This window comes from Kordiimonas lipolytica, from assembly GCF_001550065.1.
Genome location: NZ_LRUB01000034.1, coordinates 22,238 through 40,946 on the forward strand (window position 1 = coordinate 22,238; position 18,709 = coordinate 40,946).

Below are 18,709 nucleotides of genomic sequence, written 5' to 3' on the forward strand. Positions count from 1 at the left end.
AAATGCTGGCACTATCCGAACACGCCGTAAAGCGCCCTAAACACTGGTTCTGGCTTGCATCACTCGCCAGTCTATTGCTGATCGTCGCTGTGGCGCTGCCCAGCCTGGCGCCAAATTATGCGCCCGGCTTTCTGAACCCGCTCAAGATCGACACCGACCCGGAGAATATGCTTTCCGCGGACGAGCCGGTGCGTGTCTTCCACAATGAAAAGAAGGCCGCCTTCGGCCTTTATGACATGGTGGTTGTTGGCGTGGTGAACGAGGCAAACCCAAACGGTGTGTTCAACCAGCAGTCCCTGGCTGATATCTACAGCCTTACGGAAACCGTCAAATCGCTCGACCTGATGCCAGATGAAGATGGCAGCGGCATCATCACAGCCGATATCATTGCGCCGTCCACTGTCGATAATATCGAACAGGCAGGCCTTGGAGCCGTGCGCTTCAACTGGCTGATGCAGTCTGCACCGACCTCTGAAGCCGATGCCAAGGCCGTGGCCCAGAAGGCCGCACATATCCCGCTTCTCGATAACACGCTGGTCTCGGACGACAGGAAGGCGCTGGCGCTTTATATCCCGATTGCTTCAAAAGACCTGAGCTATACCCTGGCCGAGGAAATCCGCGCAGCCACCGCATCGCACACCAGCGGCAATGTCTATCACATCACCGGCCTGCCGGTCGCGCAAGACCAGTTCGGCGTTGAAATGTTCGTCCAGATGGCGATCTCCGCCCCTATGGCTATGCTGCTGATTTTTGCCCTGATGTGGTATTTCTTCCGTAACCTGAAGCTGATCGCGGCCCCCATGATCGTGGCTATGATTGCTGTGATCCTGACAATGGGCCTTCTGGTCGCCACCGGCAACACGGTTCACATCATGTCGAGCATGATCCCCATCTTCATTATGCCCATTGCCGTCCTGGATGCCGTGCATATTCTGTCGGACTTTTTCGACCGATATAAGGAAACAGGCGACCGGGGCAAGACCGTACGCGCGGTGATGGAAGAACTGGCCGCGCCCATGTTCTTCACCACGCTGACGACCTGTGCGGGCTTCGCGTCACTTGCCTTCACGCCGATCCCGCCTGTTCAGGTGTTTGGTGTGTTTGTTGCCATCGGCGTATTCATGGCCTGGATTCTTACGGTCACGCTGGTGCCCGCCTATATCATGCTGATGAACGAAAGCTCGTTTTCAGACTTCGGCCACGGTGATGCCGGCGAGGAAAGCGGCCTTCTGAACCGTACCATGGCAGGTATTGCTCGCCTGTCCTTTGGCCGCGCCAAACTGCTTGTCCTGTTGACACTGCTGATCTCCACCGGCGCCCTTTACGGCATCAGCAAGATCCAGATCAACGACAACCCGGTGAAGTGGTTCTCTGAAAACCATCCGATCCGCGAAGCGGACCGTGCGCTGAACGAACGCTTCGCAGGCACCTATATGGCGTACCTGACGCTGGGCCCGGCTAGCGACGAAGCCCCGATCACCGCACAGTCCCTGATGGCAGACATGCCGACAGTGGCACGGGCGGCGCTTGACGGCCGCGTATCGGATGAGACCACCCCCGCAGATATCAAGTCCATGCTTTATGCCGCGCAAGACGCTGTTGAAAGTGATGCCGACTGGGACGCGCTCGACAGCGCCATCACAGGCATCGACGCCAAACTGCAGGCGCGTGAGATTTTCAAGCGGCCGGATGTGTTGGCCTATATTGAAAAGCTGCAAGCCCACCTCTTGACCACCGGCCTTGTGGGCAAAACCAATGCCCTTACGGATGTTGTCAAAACCGTCCACCGCGCCCTTTATGAAGATGATGAAGCGGCGTACCGCCTGCCAGCCACTTCGGCCGCAGTTGCGCAAACCCTGCTTACGTATGAAAGCAGCCACCGTCCGCAAGACTTGTGGCACTTTGTGACGCCGGATTACCGTGAAACCAACATTTGGCTGCAGCTTACGAGCGGCGACAACAAAGACATGAAAGCTGTTGTCGACGCGGTTGACGCTTATGTCGCAGACAATCCCATGCCAGCGGGGTTGACGCACAACTGGTTCGGCCTGACCTACATCAATGTGGTGTGGCAGGAGAAAATGGTCGCGGGCATGCTGGAGGCCTTCGCAGGCAGCTTCATCATCGTCCTTGTGATGATGGCTGTGTTGTTCAGGTCACCTTTGTGGGGCGTGCTTGCCATGCTGCCGCTTAGTGTGACGATCCTGGTGATCTATGGCCTCATCGGCCTCATCGGCAAGGACTATGACATGCCTGTGGCGGTCCTTTCCGCACTCAGCCTTGGCCTCGCGGTTGACTATGCCATCCACTTCCTGGCCCGCAGCCGCCAGATCGCCAGCCGGTTTGGCAACAACTGGGGCGATGCCATCAGTACCGTGTTCGGTGAGCCCGCCCGCGCCATCAGCCGCAATGTGATTGTGATCGGTGTTGGCTTCCTGCCGCTGCTGGCCGCACCCCTGGTGCCCTACCAGACGGTGGGTGTGTTTATCTCTGCCATCCTTTTGCTGGCGGGTGCCGTGACGCTGTTGCTGCTGCCAAGCCTGATCACAATCCTGCAGAAATATCTGTTCCCCAAAAAAGATGGAGCCGAAGCATGATGAAAAAACTGGTTTCCACATTCGCCCTTGCGACAGCCCTGACTTCTGGCGCCTTCGCCATGCCCGTGGATGAGGTCGTGGCGAAAGCCAACCACGCCGCCTATTATCAGGGTGCTGACGGCAAGGCCAAAGTGTCCATGACCATCACTGACACACAGGGCCGCACCCGCACGCGAGAATTCACGATTCTGAGGCGTGACGGCGAGCCGGATGACGCAGCGCAGAAATTCTATGTTTATTTCCGCGGCCCCGCAGACGTTGCCAAAACCGTTTTTATGGTCTGGAAAAAACCGGAAGCGGACGACGACCGCTGGATGTATCTGCCCGCGCTTGATCTGGTCAAGCGCATCGCCGCCAGCGATGAGCGCACAAGCTTTGTAGGGTCGCACTTCTTCTATGAGGATGTCTCTGGCCGGTCACCGGAAGAGGACAACCACGAACTGGTGGAAGAAACCGACAATTACTATGTGCTGAAGAACACGCCAAAGGACAAAGGCGCGGTCGAGTTTGACCATTATATCGCCTACATCCACAAGGCCACTTTCCTGCCTGTGCAGATCAAATATTTTGACGAACAGGGCGAAAATTACCGCACCTATGACGCCCTGAAGGTTGACATGGTAAACGGCATTCCAACAGTGACTGCCGCCCGCATGTCCGATAGCCGTATCGGTGGATCCACCGAGATGCGCTATTCGGATGTCAGCTACGATCAAGGTATCGATGAAGACATTTTCAGCGAACGCTACCTGAGGAACCCACCGCGCAGGGAGCTTCGCTAAGTGACGCGCCTCTTCTTTCCATTTCTTGTGTCCTTGGCACTGGCCGTTCCGGCAGCTGCGTTTGACGCAGTCACTCCCCCATTGCCTGAAGGGCTGGAAGACACGAAAGACCAGGAAAAGAAAGAAGAACCAGCGTTGCCGCCAGGGCTGTTCGGGGAAGCCCCCCCATCCTTGCCCCCCGGCCTTGGCGGCACACCTGACACTGACGCGGCTAACAAGATGGATAGCCGTGACAGCGGTTTCCATGGCCTTGACCTGACAGGTTTTGCTGAGACCCGGCTGGGGTTCAGAACGCAATCAGACCCGAACCAGAAAGCGGCTTCCATTGCCGAAGCGCGCCTGCAGCTATCGTTTGAAAAGGCCTTCAGCCTGGGCACACTTTCCGTGACCGGCGACCTGCTGTTTGACCCGGTGGCGGGCAGCTACAAACCGCGCCTGGAGAGTGGCCGCGGTGCCATCGACCTTCGGGAGGCGAATTTCCTCGCGCGGCCAACCAGCTTCGCTGACCTCAAAATCGGCCGCCAGGTCCTGACATGGGGCACGGGAGACCTTCTGTTCATCAACGACATGTTCCCAAAGGACTGGAATGCCTTTTTCATCGGCCGGGACGAAGAATACCTGAAGGCGCCATCTGACGCCGTAAAGCTGGCCATGTTCAGCGATTTCGCCAACCTGGATGTGGTCTATACCCCGCGTTTTGACGCCGATCGCTATATCGATGGCAGGCGGCTTTCTTATTTTCATCCGGGGTATAACAGCGTTGTTGGCAGGAATGCAGTGGTGAACGCCAACCGTCCCGACAGCTGGTTCAGCGAAGATGAAATCGCCCTGCGCCTGCACCGTAATATCGGCGCGGCGGAAGTGGCAGTTTATTTCTATGACGGCTACCAGAAAAGCCCGAACAGCATGGACCCGGTCTCGGGCCAGGCCACCTTCCCGCGCCTCAGAACCTACGGCGCCAGCCTTCGCAAACCCATGTTCAGCGGCATCACCAACATCGAGATCGGCTTTTATGACAGCCGGGGTGACAATGCTGGCACCAACCCGTTTGTGCCTAATGGGGAGTTCCGCTTCCTTGCCGGATATGAACGTGAACTGGCGTCAGAGCTGACGGGCTCTGTGCAATATTATCTGGAGCATATGGCTGATTATGACGCCTACCGCACCACCCTCCCTGCGGGTTTTGCCGCGAAGGACAAGAACCGCCACGTCCTGACCGCACGGCTGACAAAACTGGCCATGAACCAGACCCTGACATGGTCGCTGTTCGCATACTATAGCCCATCAGACCAGGATGCCTACCTGCGCCCAAAAGTCAGCTACAAGCTGACGGATGCCTGGCTTCTGGAAGGCGGTGCCAACTGGTTCATCGGCAAGAATGATTATAACTTCTTCGGCCAGTTCGAGCGCAACAGCAACATCTTCGCCGCCGTGCGCTACAGCTTCTGAATGAAAAGCTGTAGCGTGGCAAGCCAAAGTGGCGGTTACTGCGTAATCTGGCCCAGCCAACCCTCCACCGTTTGAACATACGCGGCTGGCAGCACATGCTTGCTGTCAAAGGATACGGCTTCGGGCGCACGACCGGCCGCAGCAATAAGTTCTGCATTCTGCTTGCCGGTGGAATATTCATCCCGTTCCGCAGTAATCAATAGCCAAGGAATATTTATACTAGGTGCAAAACGAATGGGCGAGACTGCGGGCACATTGCGAACAGCCGGCGGCACCATGGTCACCAGATGGGTTACCCGATCATCCTGGGCTGCCAGAAGGGTGCCCATTTGTGCCCCCATGCTGTAGCCCACCACCAGCACCTGTTTGGTTTTGGCGTATTTTTTCAGAACCTTATCCAGCAGGAACTGATAGTCCTTCACTGTATTGGTAATCATGGCCTCATAGGCAGCACTGTTGCCCCGGCGGGCCGCTTTCACATAGACGATGGGCTTATCATCCACGATGCGCGCACCGTGGGCTCGGGCATCAAGGGCAACCACTCGGAAACCGCGCTCGATCAGCTCCGCCGTCACATCATCGCCATACATCAGGTTGTCTTCCGCCAGCCAATAAAGGCTAGAGCCCATCAGTCCGTGCATGAGAACCGCGAGCGGCGCATCTTTCTTGGTGTCCTCTGACTGATAGATAAAACCCGTGATGCGGTTACCGTCCGGCGCATCATAGCCAAGCTGCTGGACATAGGTCCCCGCGAGGCTGGCTGTGGTCGCTGTCATGACCGCAACAATGGCGGCATATAGTCTTATTAATTTGGTTTTCATGGTTAAAGTCTCCTTTCCGGAGACCTTCTAGCGCGGCATCTGTCAAACCGGTGTCAAACGCCATTGCGCCAGGTCAGAACGGCCCTCGTGCCTCCCTCGTCTCGGGCCGCGACATCAAAGGCGATGCCAAAATGGGAACACAGACGCTCTACAAGCGTCAGCCCCACGCCGAAGCCTTGACGCGATGGTTCGGCGCCACCGAAACCAACTCCTGTATCAACGACTTCAACCATGTCTTTGCCAAAGAAAACCGTTACCGAACCACGGTCCGTGTAGGAAAGTGCGTTGCGCAGCACATTGCCAACCATCACATGGGCCACAGCCTCAGGAACGGGCATCAGTGCGCCCTCATCGCCTTCAACTTTGACGACTACATCCCTCGTGCCAACCAGATGCCGATAGGCCTTGATGGTGTCCGCGCATACGGCCCCGATATCGCAACTATGTGCACCGCCTGGGTCCCGGCCAAGCCACAGGATGCCTTCTGTCAACTGCTGCATGTCCTTGATAGCACCCTTCAACCGGGTGAGCGCGGCGCTGGGTTTTTGTTTCTCTTCCAGCACTTCGGCTGCGCCGTAAGCGACTGCAAGCGGTGTCCTGAGCTCGTGGCTTGCATCTCGGTTAAACTGGCGCTCCCGCTCGAGAAGCGTCTGAATGCGACGGTCCCTTTCCTCGATGGCTTGAGCCAACGCATGCAGCTCGCGCGGGGCCTCAGGCGGCAGGTCAACGCGCCCGGCAAGGCTTTCGCCATTCGCCAAGAGTGCGGCCATGCCTTCAAGCGGGCCAGAGACCTTCCGGCTCATCCTGTTCAGGAAGAAAAGCGACAGCAGAAGCCCAAGCCCAGCCATGCCGCCAATGACCACAAGGAATCCCTTGATTTGCGGCGTTGACTGAACGAAAGGCCGGGCGTTGAAGAAAACATACAGGTTCCTGCCATCCGCCATCGTCCGCACAAGCGCATGGAAATGGCCATGCTCTTTGCCGAAAACTTCAAACGGGCGATTACGGTAGCTTGGGTCCACTTCGGCGCGCAGCCAGGCGGGCATCGCCTCCAAACCGACATAGTAGGTCATATCGAGGCCGGCCAGCGTTCCGTTATCCGCCAACGGACTGGGGTTTCCTGCCAGAAACTTGTCCGCGGCTTCGCTTACCTGCAGTTCAAAGATGTCGTCCTCAAGCGTGAAGCCGAAGAACACAACCATTATGGTAAAAACGGCAAAGCTGCTGACAAGAGCACCCACGAAGGTGCGCATGATCATGCCACGGACACGGCGGGGGGACGATGTCATTTTTCCTCCTTCAGGGCATAGCCCTTGCCGCGCACGGTTTTCAGCATGTCCGGCAAGCCCAGGCCCGAAACCGCCTTCCTGAGATTATAAATATGTGTTCTAAGCGCACCAGATTCCGGCGGTTCATCCCCCCACAAGGCATAGCTAATATCTGCAGTGCTGACGACTTCAGGTGCTGCGTCCAGAAGAAGCGCAAGGACCCTGGCTTCTTTTTCGTGAAGTGACACGCTGACTTCATTCGCCTGGGCAGTCAATGCAACCACATCAAGGGAAAGACCGGCAAAAGAAGGCTTAGGGGTACTACGGTTTTTCGGACGCCGCGCCAGCGCCTCGATCCGCATCTTCAACTCCCTGAGCGAAAACGGTTTAACCAGATAATCATCGGCGCCAGCCTCAAACCCGGCCTCCTTGTCGTCAATGGTGTCGCGCGCCGTCAGCATGATGATGGGTGCCTGAAGCCCCGCCGCCTGACGGTATGCCCGGCATACATCAAGCCCGTCGCGCCCGGGCAGCATCACATCCAGCACGATCACGTCGTAGCTGCCCTCTATGGCAAGCTCCAGCCCCTGGTCGCCGCTGTAGGCGAAATCCAGTAGATACTCATCCTCAAGGTAATCCGCGATATTGGCCTGAATATCCAGGTTATCTTCAACGATCAGTATGCGCATGTATATGCCCCTCTCTCTGACGATCAAAGACCATCCCCCAAGGCATGTCAAACGAACGTCAAATATGCGTTTCACCTTCATTTGACATTGCGCGCCTTATGTCTTGGCAAGCGACAGGAGGCATCCATGCAAGATACAATCGAGCTGAACAATATCAGCCACCATTTTAACACATCAGAAGAACGCATTGAGCTGTTTCACGATCTTTCACACACCATCCGCGCAGGAGAGACACTGGCAATCGTCGGCCCATCGGGCGCAGGGAAATCCAGCCTGCTTTCCATTGCCGCCGGCCTTGAAACGCCGGCGAGTGGTTCTGTGCGCTTTATCATTGACGGTGACACAGTTGATGCCCTTGCCCTGCGGGCCAGATCCGGCTTCATTTTCCAGCAGTTTCACCTGATGCCTGAGCTTGACGCCATCGGCAACCTGGCCTTGCCGCTCAGGCTCAAGGGCAACAGGAACGCTTTTGATATCGCCGCAAACTGGCTTGGGAAGGTTGGCCTCAAGGACCGGGCCAGGCACCGCCCACACCAATTGAGCGGCGGTGAACAGCAACGCATCGCTGTCGCCCGGGCTTTTGTATCCAGCCCCCGGTTCATTTTCGCCGACGAACCCACAGGCAATCTGGATGCCCGCACGTCTGAAAGCGTCTCAAACCTGATGTTCGATTGCGCAGCCGAGACCGGGTGTGCCCTTGTGATTGTAACCCACAGCAAGCGGTTGGCACTGAAGGCGCAAAACAGCCTTCATCTTGAAGCCGGGCGACTGGAGGCGGCAGCATGACCAAGCTTAAACTGATGATGGAAAACAGCCTCCGCGACCTCTCAAACGCAGATGGCCGTATCAGCATGCTGACCCAGAGCGTCTTGCTTGTGTTTTTGTTGACACTGACGCTTACCAGCGCATCCATTCAGGCCTACCTGAAAGATAACCTGGACCAGATGCTGGGCTCTGACCTTGTGATTGAAACCCACAGTCCGCTCGCCACAGCAGAATTGGACACACTGCAAGGCATGGCCGGGGACCTATCAACGACAGCCCTGACCGATATTACCCTGACCAACGGAGAAAAGTGGGCTCGGGCCCAGTTGAAACTGGTAGACAGCGCCTACCCCCTTCAGGGCACGCTGCAAATCGGCAGCAGCCAGTCAGGGACCCAGCGCCCGGCCACGCACGGCCCCGACATGGGGGAGGTCTGGCTTGGACCCCGGCTCGTCACCGAGCTTGGCCTGAATGTTGGGGATACTCTCACACTTGGCGAATCGACCCTGATTGTCACCGCAATTCTGTTCCACGAACCAGACCGCATCCTGGAAGGGCACAGCGTGGCCATGCGGGCCATGGTCCATGGAGCCACGCTTGAGGGCACATCTGTCGGCACTGGTAAAGGGCGCAGCCGCTACCTGATAACTGCGAACCAAACCCAGCAGGAGGAAATTGAGGCCTGGGCCACGAAGGCCCTTCCCGGCGCCTCGATCATAAAAAAATATGGCGGGCAGCACCCGCTTGCCGGCTTCTGGAAGCGGACAGAAAATTTCCTGGGCCTCGCTTCGGTCATTTTGTTTTTCCTCGGTGCCGTCGCGCTGGATATGACCAACCGCCGTTGGCTTGCGAAAATGCGCTACCGCCTGGCAATTTACGCCAGTTTCGGCACACTGAGGCGTACCGGCATATTGATGGCACTTGGAGAATGGCTCTTCGGTTTCATCATGTGTGTGCTGATGGCCGGTCCCGTCGCCGTCTTTGCCCACACTCTGATCATCACAGACATGCAGTCATATTTTCCAGGTTTGGCCACAGGCTGGTACCCGCTTGCGGCAATCAAGACAATAGCGCTGCTCTTTGCGCTGATACTGGCGCTGCAAGTGCCCAGCTTTGTTCAGCTCACGCGGGCATCCCTCCTTAGTCTGATCCGCAGCACCTCCGAAGGCCACTATGTTTGGCCACGGCTGTTGATGGGGTTGATCTCTGTGACCATCCTCGCAGCCGCCTATTCCGACAACTGGCTTCTGACCGGCATGACGCTGACTGCCATTGTTTTCGCAATGCTTCTGATGATCCTGCTCACCTGGGCTATCGTCAGGCTTGGGGACACCTGGGGCAAGCGCCGGGCCGGCCTGCTGCCATTTGCTTTCTTCATCATGCGCCAGCGCCTGTTCGCCAAGTCGGCGCAGGTGATGGGACTTGGGCTTTGCGGTCTCTTGCTTCTGTTCACTCTGATGCTGATGCGTGACTTTGGCGCCATGGTTGAAGGCCATAGTCGTTCCCATGATGGGAATCTGTTGGTTTCTGAAGCCCTCGAGGACCACACAGAAGCCATTCATCAGTGGGCCAAAGAGACCGGCAGCAAGGTCCGCACACTTCGCCCCTATGTCTCTGCCCAACTGGTTGCTGTCAACGGAGAGCGGCTGGCGGATTATATGCAGAAACCAAGCGATACGCTTGCCTCGCTCAAGAACCCGATCCGCCTGAGCTGGAGCGACACCCTGCCTGCAAACAACCGCCTGGCTGGTGGCTCCTGGTGGCAACAGGGCACGGACGACTGGCGCCAGATTTCTACTGAACCTGAAGTAATGACCGACATGGGGTTCGCGTATGGCGACACCCTGACCTATCAGATTGAAGGCGAGCTCTATGAATTCCGCCTTGTGGCCAGCCACGCGTTCAAGCCTGGCGGTGGGTCCATCACTTTCTGGTTTCAGGTACCCTATGCCGCCCGCGCACATATCGATGCCCCGACACGCTACATGGGCAGCATGGAATTGCCGGAACAGGCCTGGAATGACCTCGCACGGCTTTGGCAGGCCCACCCGACACTAGCCCTTGTGTCGCTGAAAGAGTTGACCGACCGTTTCGACCAGACGCTTGCAGTCATAACCAAGGTCACCAGCGGCTATGCCGGCATGACGCTTCTTCTGGCCCTTTTCGTTTTAGCGGCCTCCATCAGCGGCTTCAGCGCAGACGACCGCCAGAAAAACGGGCTTCTCATGAGCATGGGACTAAAACGCGCTGAGTGCCTGCGCCTTAATCTTTATGACTGGGGCCTTACAGCCCTGATTGCAGCCACAGGCGCCATCACGGGCACCTGGATATCCGGGGAACTGATGTATCAAGCCCAATTCGGCTTGACCTATGACCCGGACATTGTGTGGCTTGTTGCGACTATGGCCATCATGGTCAGCGTGGTCTGCCTGGTAGGGCTCCTGGCCTGCCGTCAGTCCCTGCAGTCGTCTGTTCGTGACCTTCTGACGGCGTAGACCATCCTACAAATGGGTGTCCCCTGGCTCTTGACCAGGGGCTTCCCATTATCTCACCTGTATGGCCTCACAGCTGGTCGCACGTGTCACTCACTTTACCTCAATGCAGTAGCGGGTATTATTACCCACCTCTAGCTGTGCATCTCAAGAAAAAGGCGCGGGCCAAAGCAAGCCAGCGAGCCGTAACACGCAGGAGGAATATGTCGTGAAGTTGAAAGTTTCCCGTCTGGCCATTTCAGTAGGTTTGATGGTCACCAGTCTCGCCGCTTATGCCGACGCCAAGGAAGAAGCAGTAATAGACAAGGCTGTGGCTGCCTATGGTGGTGACGCCCTGCTGCAACTGGAAACCCTACGCATCAATGACACCTATAAGGGTTTTCGCGAAGGACAAAGCCGCATCCCGTCCGAAATCGACCAGGTTAGCTACCAAACCAGCACAACAATCGATTTTAAAAACAGCCGCAAGAGCATGCAGTCTGTTGGCGGGGTCTATGTGCAGGGCCTCTATGTACAGCACGCCTTCTTCAATGGGGAAAAAGGATACCGCATCCAGCACACGGCACAAACATCCTCCGAAGACCCATGGACCAGCTTTGCCCGCGCAGACAGGGGACTCTCTTGGCGGCTGGATATTGCCTTGGTCAAGTTGCTGGCGGACGCACGCACTACGGCAACCTATAAAGGCGAAGACACCCATCGCGGCAAACCCCAGCACCTTCTAGCCTTCAAGCCAGAGGGTTACCCCGAGTTCACACTATATGTCGACAAGGCAAGCGGCCTTATCAGCAAAATGACCAGGCCCGGCAGAAAACCTGACAGTTTCTACAGCTATGTATTTAGTGATTACCAAAAACGGGGCGGCTTTACGTTTGCGGCCGATACCTATGTCATGCATGACGGCAAACCGGATAGCCTGACGGTCTCAAGATCGCTGGACTTCAACGCCGATATCGATGACGCATACACCGTGCCGGAAACATATGGCACGCCCGCAAAAATGCTGGACGATTCCGAAATGGCAGTCCGCCGGTTGGCAGACGGTGTCTATCATGCCGGCAAGAATGGCGGTTTCTCAATTTTTGTCGACGCGGGTGACTATCTTATCGCCTCGGGTGGTTACCCTGGGCTGGAGGACCGCTTCAACGCCGTGAAGGCTTTCGCTGGTACAAACAAGCCCCTGAGATACCAGATTGTGACCCACCATCATGACGACCATATAGCCGGGCTGAAGGACGCGGCCAGGCTCGGCGCAACCTTCATAGTGGCGGAGGAGCATATCGATGCCGTGCGCGCAGCAGTGCCAACTGATCTTGGCACCGACCGCTTCCTGATTGCAGGTGATCGCAGTAGCTACGGCAAAGGGCTGGTTGAGGTGGTTGATATCGCCAGTTGGCACGCAAACCATAACCTAGTCACCTACATCCCGCATGCCAAGCTCGCCTTCAGCGCCGACCATTTCTTTTCATTTGCTGAAAATGGTTTGCCCGCCCCTGCCGAAATGTACGCGGAATTCAAGGCGGCATTGGATGGATACGGACTTGATATCAAACAGCTCGCCGCTGTACATAGCGGCAGGGTCCTGAGCTATGAAGATCTTGTCCAATCCTCGACTGGCCCATTCACCAGGCTTGAGTGTCCGGCATTTTGGGACTTTTGCAGCTAATATCTATGGGGCGTTCTAGGCCTAGCCAGCCCGCCCCTTAACTTTTTTCCGCCCGAACCAACTTGTTCATTCACGGACCAGAGCGGACCAGATAAAACAAAAGGGCCCCAGATGGGGACCCTTTGTTTTATTGGTTGCGGGGGCAGGATTTACTGTTGCGGGCGCTTTGCGCTCCTCACATTACCTTCGCTACGCTACGGTCGAACACAGTTTCATTCACCATGCCCACAGCAAGAACTAAAAAGCCCCTGCCACACGAGGTGACAGGGGACTTTTGAGTGGTTGCGGGGGCAGGATTTGAACCTGCGACCTTCAGGTTATGAGCCTGACGAGCTACCGGGCTGCTCCACCCCGCGTCAATTTCATTTCCGCGGGGTGCTTGGTGCGGCACGCTTTCGCGTGCAATGCGCCTTTTGGCCCGCGTCATAAATGTTGCTTCCGCTTCGCGATCCCTAACGGGCTTCGCTCACATGAAGCGCGCTCAGGGCTGCCGGTTTTCCGGCGAGGGCTGAGCGTTCCCTCTTAAAACAACAAAACCGCCTTATGGGCGGTTTGTTAGTTTTTTGAGATTGTGACGATGTTTTACTCTTTTGTAGATCTGGCGGCGACCTACTCTTCCGCGCCTTAAGACGAAGTACCATCGGCACAAAGACCTTTCACTTCCGGGTTCGGGATGGGACCGGGTGGGACAATCTTGTTATAACCACCAGATCAACAAAAGAGTAAACAGTAAGCAGTGCTTACCGGATTGCGTTTTTGTCTTGCATGCTTTGAAGTATTTCCATTCTGTCCGCTCTTGGCTGCAGCAGCCTTGAGCGCGGTTCATGGGATCGCCGTGGCGATACCGGAACCAGGACAAAGAGTATTCCTCTCTGTCTATGGAGGGGCTCTTCAAGCCTATCGAGCAATTAGTATCAGTTAGCTTCATGTGTTGCCACACTTCCACACCTGACCTATCAACGTGGTGGTCTTCCACGGCTCTCAGAGAGACCTTATCTTGAGGGGGGCTTCCCGCTTAGATGCTTTCAGCGGTTATCCCGTCCGGACATAGCTACCCTGCAATGCGGCTGGCGCCACAACAGGTCCACCAGAGGTCCGTCCACCCCGGTCCTCTCGTACTAGGGGCAGCTCCTCTCAAGTCTCTTGCGCCCACGGCAGATAGGGACCGAACTGTCTCACGACGTTCTAAACCCAGCTCACGTACCTCTTTAAATGGCGAACAGCCATACCCTTGGGACCTGCTCCAGCCCCAGGATGAGATGAGCCGACATCGAGGTGCCAAACACTGCCGTCGATATGAGCTCTTGGGCAGTATCAGCCTGTTATCCCCGGCGTACCTTTTATCCGTTGAGCGATGGCCCTTCCACACAGAACCACCGGATCACTATGACCGACTTTCGTCTCTGCTCGACTTGTCAGTCTCGCAGTCAGGCAGGCTTATGCCATTGCACTCAACGATCGATTTCTGGCCGATCTGAGCCTACCTTCGCGCGCCTCCGTTACCATTTGGGAGGCGACCGCCCCAGTCAAACTACCCGCCACAGTGGGTCCCAGTCCCGGGTTCACGGGACGTGGTTAGATATCAGGAACAACAAGGGTGGTATTTCAAGGGTTGGCTCCACAAGGACTGGCGTCCCTGCTTCAAAGCCTCCCACCTATGCTACACATGTTGTCCCTAATACCACACTGAAGCTGTAGTAAAGGTGCACGGGGTCTTTCCGTCTAACCGCGGGTACTCCGCATCTTCACGGAGAATTCAATTTCGCTGAGTCTATGTTGGAGACAGTGGGGAAGTCGTTACGCCATTCGTGCAGGTCGGAACTTACCCGACAAGGAATTTCGCTACCTTAGGACCGTTATAGTTACGGCCGCCGTTTACCGGGGCTTCAATTCGGTGCTCTCACACCTCCTCTTAACCTTCCGGCACCGGGCAGGCGTCAGACCCTATACGTCGTCTTGCGACTTCGCAGAGCCCTGTGTTTTTAGTAAACAGTCGCCACCCCCTCTTTTGTGCCCCCAGCTAAAAGTTGCCTTAAAGCTGGGCCTCCTTCTCCCGAAGTTACGGAGGCAATTTGCCGAGTTCCTTCAACATAGTTCTCTCAAGCGCCTTGGTATGCTCTACCATCCCACCTGTGTCGGTTTCGGGTACGGTCTATATGGTGGTGCTATTTCCTGGGACACCTTCGCGGCCCTTCCAATCCAATAAGGAAGAACAACTTACGGTATCCGTCACATTCCACCAGGTACAGGAATATTAACCTGTTTCCCATCGACTACGCCTTTCGGCCTCGCCTTAGGAGCCGACTCACCCTGCGCGGATTAGCCTTGCGCAGGAACCCTTGGGATTTCGGCGACAGTGTCTCTCACACTGTTTATCGCTACTCATGTCAGCATTCTCACTTCTGATATCTCCAGCATGGCTCACGCCACACCTTCGCAGACTTACAGAACGCTCCGCTACCACTTGCACTAATGTGCAAATCCACAGCTTCGGTACATGTCTTGAGCCCCGGTACATCTTCGCCGCAAGACAGCTTAATTAGACCAGTGAGCTGTTACGCTTTCTTTAAATGATGGCTGCTTCTAAGCCAACATCCTGGTTGTTTTGGCCGTCTCACATGCTTTCCCACTTAGACATGATTTAGGGACCTTAGCTGGTGGTCAGGGCTGTTTCCCTCTCGACTATGGACCTTAGCACCCACAGTCTGTCTCCCAGGCTCTACTCTACGGTATTCGGAGTTTGGTTAGAATTGGTAAGGCTCGCGCCCCCCGCATCCATCCAGTGCTCTACCCCCGTAGGTAATACCTGAGGCACTACCTAAATAGTTTTCGCGGAGAACCAGCTATCTCCCGGCTTGATTGGCCTTTCACCCCTAGTCACAAGTCATCCCCGTCTTTTTCAACAGACGTGGGTTCGGTCCTCCAGTGCGTGTTACCGCACCTTCAACCTGCCCATAACTAGATCGCCGGGTTTCGGGTCTAATCCACTTAACTCAGTCGCCCTATTCAGACTCGCTTTCGCTACGCTTACACCTAACGGCTTAGGCTTGCTAAGTAGACTAACTCACTGACCCATTATACAAAAGGTACGCCGTCACGGAACAAGTCCGCTCCGACTGCTTGTAGGCATTCGGTTTCAGGTTCTATTTCACTCCCCTCATCGGGGTACTTTTCACCTTTCCCTCACGGTACTGGTGCGCTATCGGTCGTATGGTAGTATTTAGGCTTGGAAGGTGGTCCTCCCATGTTCAGACAGGATTTCACGTGTCCCGCCCTACTCGAGGCTATCTTCTTTTCTTTCCCGTACAGGACTATCACCCACTATGGTCCAACTTTCCAGATGGTTCCGGTAGATCAAAAGATAACACTGGCCTGGTCCCCGTTCGCTCGCCACTACTAGGGGAATCTCTGTTGATGTCTTTTCCTCCGGCTACTTAGATGTTTCAGTTCGCCGGGTTCGCCTCCTATACCTATGTATTCAGTATAGAATACCCCTAAGGGTGGGTTTCCCCATTCAGAGATCCGTGGGTCAAAGGTTACTGGCACCTCACCACGGCTTTTCGCAGCCTGTCACGTCTTTCATCGCCTCCATACGCCAAGGCATTCACCAAATGCCCTTACGTCACTTGAGAGCTCCTCCATATCCAGAGAGCAAAACTCTCTATCAATGAATGGAACTTTTCTCAGCATGCAAAATTGAAAATAAGATTTATGTCTTGTCCCAGGCATCGCAAGCGATCCCATGGAACGCGCTCAAGGCTGCCTTCAGACAGACCTTAAACAACATAATCCTTACCCTAATTTTCAGACCAGATAAGGATAATTATCTGGTCCAATTCGTAACCATATCGCCATAAGGTTTTGAGGGGCCCTATGGCAGTTACGAACGCAATCAACATCTTCACAATTTCAAAGAACAAACTCGTTACATCCTCCGAAGAGGAATTCGTTTCCCGTTTGACAGAGATTAAAAACTCGCCACGCTAATAGCTCTAAAGTGAGGATCACCATCGCAAAGCGATGGTGGGCCGAGGAGGACTTGAACCTCCGACCTCACGCTTATCAGGCGTGCGCTCTAACCACCTGAGCTACCGGCCCTCACCAACTCGAACACTGTTTAGGTGAATGGTGGAGCCTAGCGGGATCGAACCGCTGACCTCCTGAATGCAAATCAGGCGCTCTCCCAGCTGAGCTAAGGCCCCATTTTTGGATGTCTCAATCGCCGCGCTCGCGCTTGGCTCAAGAGGCACAGGGTCATTCACTCACAGTTCAACCGGCGTGCAGATACCTATGTATCTGTATTTCTTAATCTCTTTGGAAGGGACATGTGAACGGCGGCCTGATCTCCTGAATAAACAGGACTTGCCTGATTTATCTCCGTTGACTTGGAGAAAGGCTCATGTGCAGCCTTGATGCTAAGTTGGTGATGATACTAGATCATCGCCATCCTTAGAAAGGAGGTGATCCAGCCGCAGGTTCCCCTACGGCTACCTTGTTACGACTTCACCCCAGTCGCTGACTCTACCGTGGTCGGCTGCCTCCAAAAGGTTAGCCCACCGGCGTCAGGTAAAACCAACTCCCATGGTGTGACGGGCGGTGTGTACAAGGCCCGGGAACGTATTCACCGCAGCATGCTGATCTGCGATTACTAGCGATTCCAACTTCATGCTCTCGAGTTGCAGAGAACAATCCGAACTGAGACGGCTTTTAGAGATTAGCACCCCATCGCTGGGTAGCAGCTCTCTGTCACCGCCATTGTAGCACGTGTGTAGCCCAGCCCATAAGGGCCATGAGGACTTGACGTCATCCCCACCTTCCTCCGGCTTATCACCGGCAGTTCCTCTAGAGTGCCCAACTAAATGATGGCAACTAAAGGCGAGGGTTGCGCTCGTTGCGGGACTTAACCCAACATCTCACGACACGAGCTGACGACAGCCATGCAGCACCTGTATCCGATCCAGCCGAACTGAAGAAATCCGTCTCCGGAAATCGCGATCGGTATGTCAAGGGCTGGTAAGGTTCTGCGCGTTGCTTCGAATTAAACCACATGCTCCACCGCTTGTGCGGGCCCCCGTCAATTCCTTTGAGTTTTAATCTTGCGACCGTACTCCCCAGGCGGGATGCTTAACGCGTTAGCTTCGGCACTGAATAGCAAGCTACCCAACACCTAGCATCCATCGTTTACGGCGTGGACTACCAGGGTATCTAATCCTGTTCGCTCCCCACGCTTTCGCACCTCAGCGTCAATACCTGTCCAGTGAGCCGCCTTCGCCACTGGTGTTCTTCCTAATATCTACGAATTTCACCTCTACACTAGGAATTCCGCTCACCTCTCCAGGATTCTAGCTTAGCAGTTTTGGAGGCAGTTCCGAGGTTGAGCCCCGGGATTTCACCCCCAACTTGCTAAGCCGCCTACGCGCGCTTTACGCCCAGTAATTCCGAACAACGCTAGCTCCCTCCGTATTACCGCGGCTGCTGGCACGGAGTTAGCCGGAGCTTCTTCTGATGGTACCGTCATTATCTTCCCATCTGAAAGAGTTTTACAACCCTAAGGCCTTCATCACTCACGCGGCATCGCTGGATCAGGGTTGCCCCCATTGTCCAATATTCCCCACTGCTGCCTCCCGTAGGAGTCTGGGCCGTGTCTCAGTCCCAGTGTGGCTGATCATCCTCTCAAACCAGCTATAGATCGTCGCCTTGGTGAGCCATTACCTCACCAACTAGCTAATCTAACGCGGGCCAATCTTTCGGCGATAAATCTTTCCCCCTCAGGGCGTATAAGGTATTAGCACTCGTTTCCAAGCGTTGTTCCTTACCGAAAGGCATATTCCCACGTGTTACTCACCCGTCCGCCACTCTAATAACACCCGAAGGTGCGTTCGCGTTCGACTTGCATGTGTTAGGCGTGCCGCCAGCGTTCGTTCTGAGCCAGGATCAAACTCTCAAGTTGAACAGGAACCAATAAATGGTTCCTAAAAACCATCATCAATTCACACAACAAGAAAATCTGAATGCATACCGAAATATGCGCTCAAGAATTCACTGACGTGACTAACCAAAGTTAGTCACTGCTTATTTCAACCGGTCCGAAAACCAGTGAAACATGTCGGAAAATATAGATGATGATCAACCAGACCACCGTCCACATCTCCCTTCCAATCTACAATGTCAAAGAGCAAA

At 55.3% G+C, this 18,709-nt stretch carries 9 protein-coding genes, 3 tRNA genes and 3 rRNA genes; 6 read left to right on the forward strand and 9 right to left on the reverse strand.

Annotated features, from left to right (window positions below):
• Nucleotides 1-2 precede the first annotated feature (2 nt).
• The 3 genes from KORM41_RS17825 to KORM41_RS17835 are packed head-to-tail and all read left to right on the forward strand — an operon-like array spanning nucleotide 3 to nucleotide 4,828.
• Nucleotides 3-2,597, forward strand: coding sequence for an efflux RND transporter permease subunit (locus KORM41_RS17825; RefSeq protein WP_068151484.1), 2,595 nt, complete (start codon nucleotides 3-5; stop codon nucleotides 2,595-2,597).
• The gene (locus tag KORM41_RS17830) at nucleotides 2,594-3,379 is read left to right on the forward strand and encodes an outer membrane lipoprotein-sorting protein (protein ID WP_068151487.1); all 786 of its coding nucleotides are present in this window, start codon (nucleotides 2,594-2,596) and stop codon (nucleotides 3,377-3,379) included. The genes KORM41_RS17825 and KORM41_RS17830 overlap by 4 nt, the downstream gene beginning before the upstream one ends.
• Nucleotides 3,380-4,828 carry a hypothetical protein gene (locus KORM41_RS17835; protein WP_068151490.1) on the forward strand — a complete coding sequence of 483 codons (1,449 nt, stop codon included), beginning with the start codon at nucleotides 3,380-3,382 and terminating at the stop codon, nucleotides 4,826-4,828.
• Nucleotides 4,829-4,863: 35 nt separating this feature from the next.
• Here KORM41_RS17835 and KORM41_RS17840 read toward each other — a convergent pair whose 3' ends face one another.
• The 3 genes from KORM41_RS17840 to KORM41_RS17850 are packed head-to-tail and all read right to left on the reverse strand — an operon-like array spanning nucleotide 4,864 to nucleotide 7,606.
• Nucleotides 4,864-5,649, reverse strand: a complete 786-nt coding sequence (locus tag KORM41_RS17840; RefSeq protein WP_068151493.1) for an alpha/beta hydrolase — start codon at nucleotides 5,647-5,649, stop codon at nucleotides 4,864-4,866.
• A gap of 53 nt (nucleotides 5,650-5,702) precedes the next feature.
• Complete coding sequence (locus KORM41_RS17845; RefSeq protein WP_068151494.1) at nucleotides 5,703-6,938, reverse strand: sensor histidine kinase; 1,236 nt, start codon at nucleotides 6,936-6,938, stop codon at nucleotides 5,703-5,705.
• Entirely contained in the window at nucleotides 6,935-7,606 is a 672-nt protein-coding gene (locus KORM41_RS17850; RefSeq protein ID WP_068151497.1) for a response regulator transcription factor, read from the reverse strand. Before KORM41_RS17850 ends, KORM41_RS17845 begins: the two co-directional genes overlap by 4 nt.
• A 126-nt stretch (nucleotides 7,607-7,732) precedes the next feature.
• On the opposite strand from KORM41_RS17850, the gene KORM41_RS17855 reads away from it, so the two are divergent.
• From KORM41_RS17855 to KORM41_RS17865, 3 genes are all read left to right on the forward strand, one after another.
• Nucleotides 7,733-8,392 (forward strand): ABC transporter ATP-binding protein, encoded by a 660-nt coding sequence (locus KORM41_RS17855; protein ID WP_068151499.1) that lies wholly within the window; start codon nucleotides 7,733-7,735, stop codon nucleotides 8,390-8,392.
• On the forward strand, nucleotides 8,389-10,866 hold the full coding sequence (locus KORM41_RS17860) for an ABC transporter permease (protein WP_068151501.1): 2,478 nt from the start codon (nucleotides 8,389-8,391) through the stop codon (nucleotides 10,864-10,866). Before KORM41_RS17855 ends, KORM41_RS17860 begins: the two co-directional genes overlap by 4 nt.
• Nucleotides 10,867-11,071: 205 nt before the next feature.
• Nucleotides 11,072-12,529: a hypothetical protein gene (locus KORM41_RS17865; RefSeq protein WP_068151505.1), complete on the forward strand. Its 1,458-nt coding sequence runs from the start codon at nucleotides 11,072-11,074 to the stop codon at nucleotides 12,527-12,529.
• A 279-nt stretch (nucleotides 12,530-12,808) separates the two neighbouring features.
• Here the strand turns inward: KORM41_RS17865 and KORM41_RS17870 are convergent.
• The 6 genes from KORM41_RS17870 to KORM41_RS17900 form a co-directional block, all read right to left on the reverse strand.
• Nucleotides 12,809-12,885: transfer RNA gene (locus KORM41_RS17870), tRNA-Met, on the reverse strand.
• A 240-nt stretch (nucleotides 12,886-13,125) separates the two neighbouring features.
• Nucleotides 13,126-13,240: ribosomal RNA gene (gene rrf / locus KORM41_RS17875) — 5S ribosomal RNA — on the reverse strand.
• Between the two features lie 176 nt (nucleotides 13,241-13,416).
• A 23S ribosomal RNA gene (locus KORM41_RS17880) occupies nucleotides 13,417-16,161 on the reverse strand.
• A 389-nt stretch (nucleotides 16,162-16,550) separates the two neighbouring features.
• Nucleotides 16,551-16,627 (reverse strand) — tRNA-Ile (locus tag KORM41_RS17890).
• A gap of 28 nt (nucleotides 16,628-16,655) precedes the next feature.
• Nucleotides 16,656-16,731, reverse strand: a tRNA-Ala gene (locus tag KORM41_RS17895).
• A gap of 251 nt (nucleotides 16,732-16,982) precedes the next feature.
• Nucleotides 16,983-18,479, reverse strand: a 16S ribosomal RNA gene (locus KORM41_RS17900).
• Together the 16S, 23S and 5S rRNA genes with 3 tRNA genes alongside form the textbook arrangement of a ribosomal RNA operon.
• Between the last annotated feature and the right edge of the window lie 230 nt (nucleotides 18,480-18,709).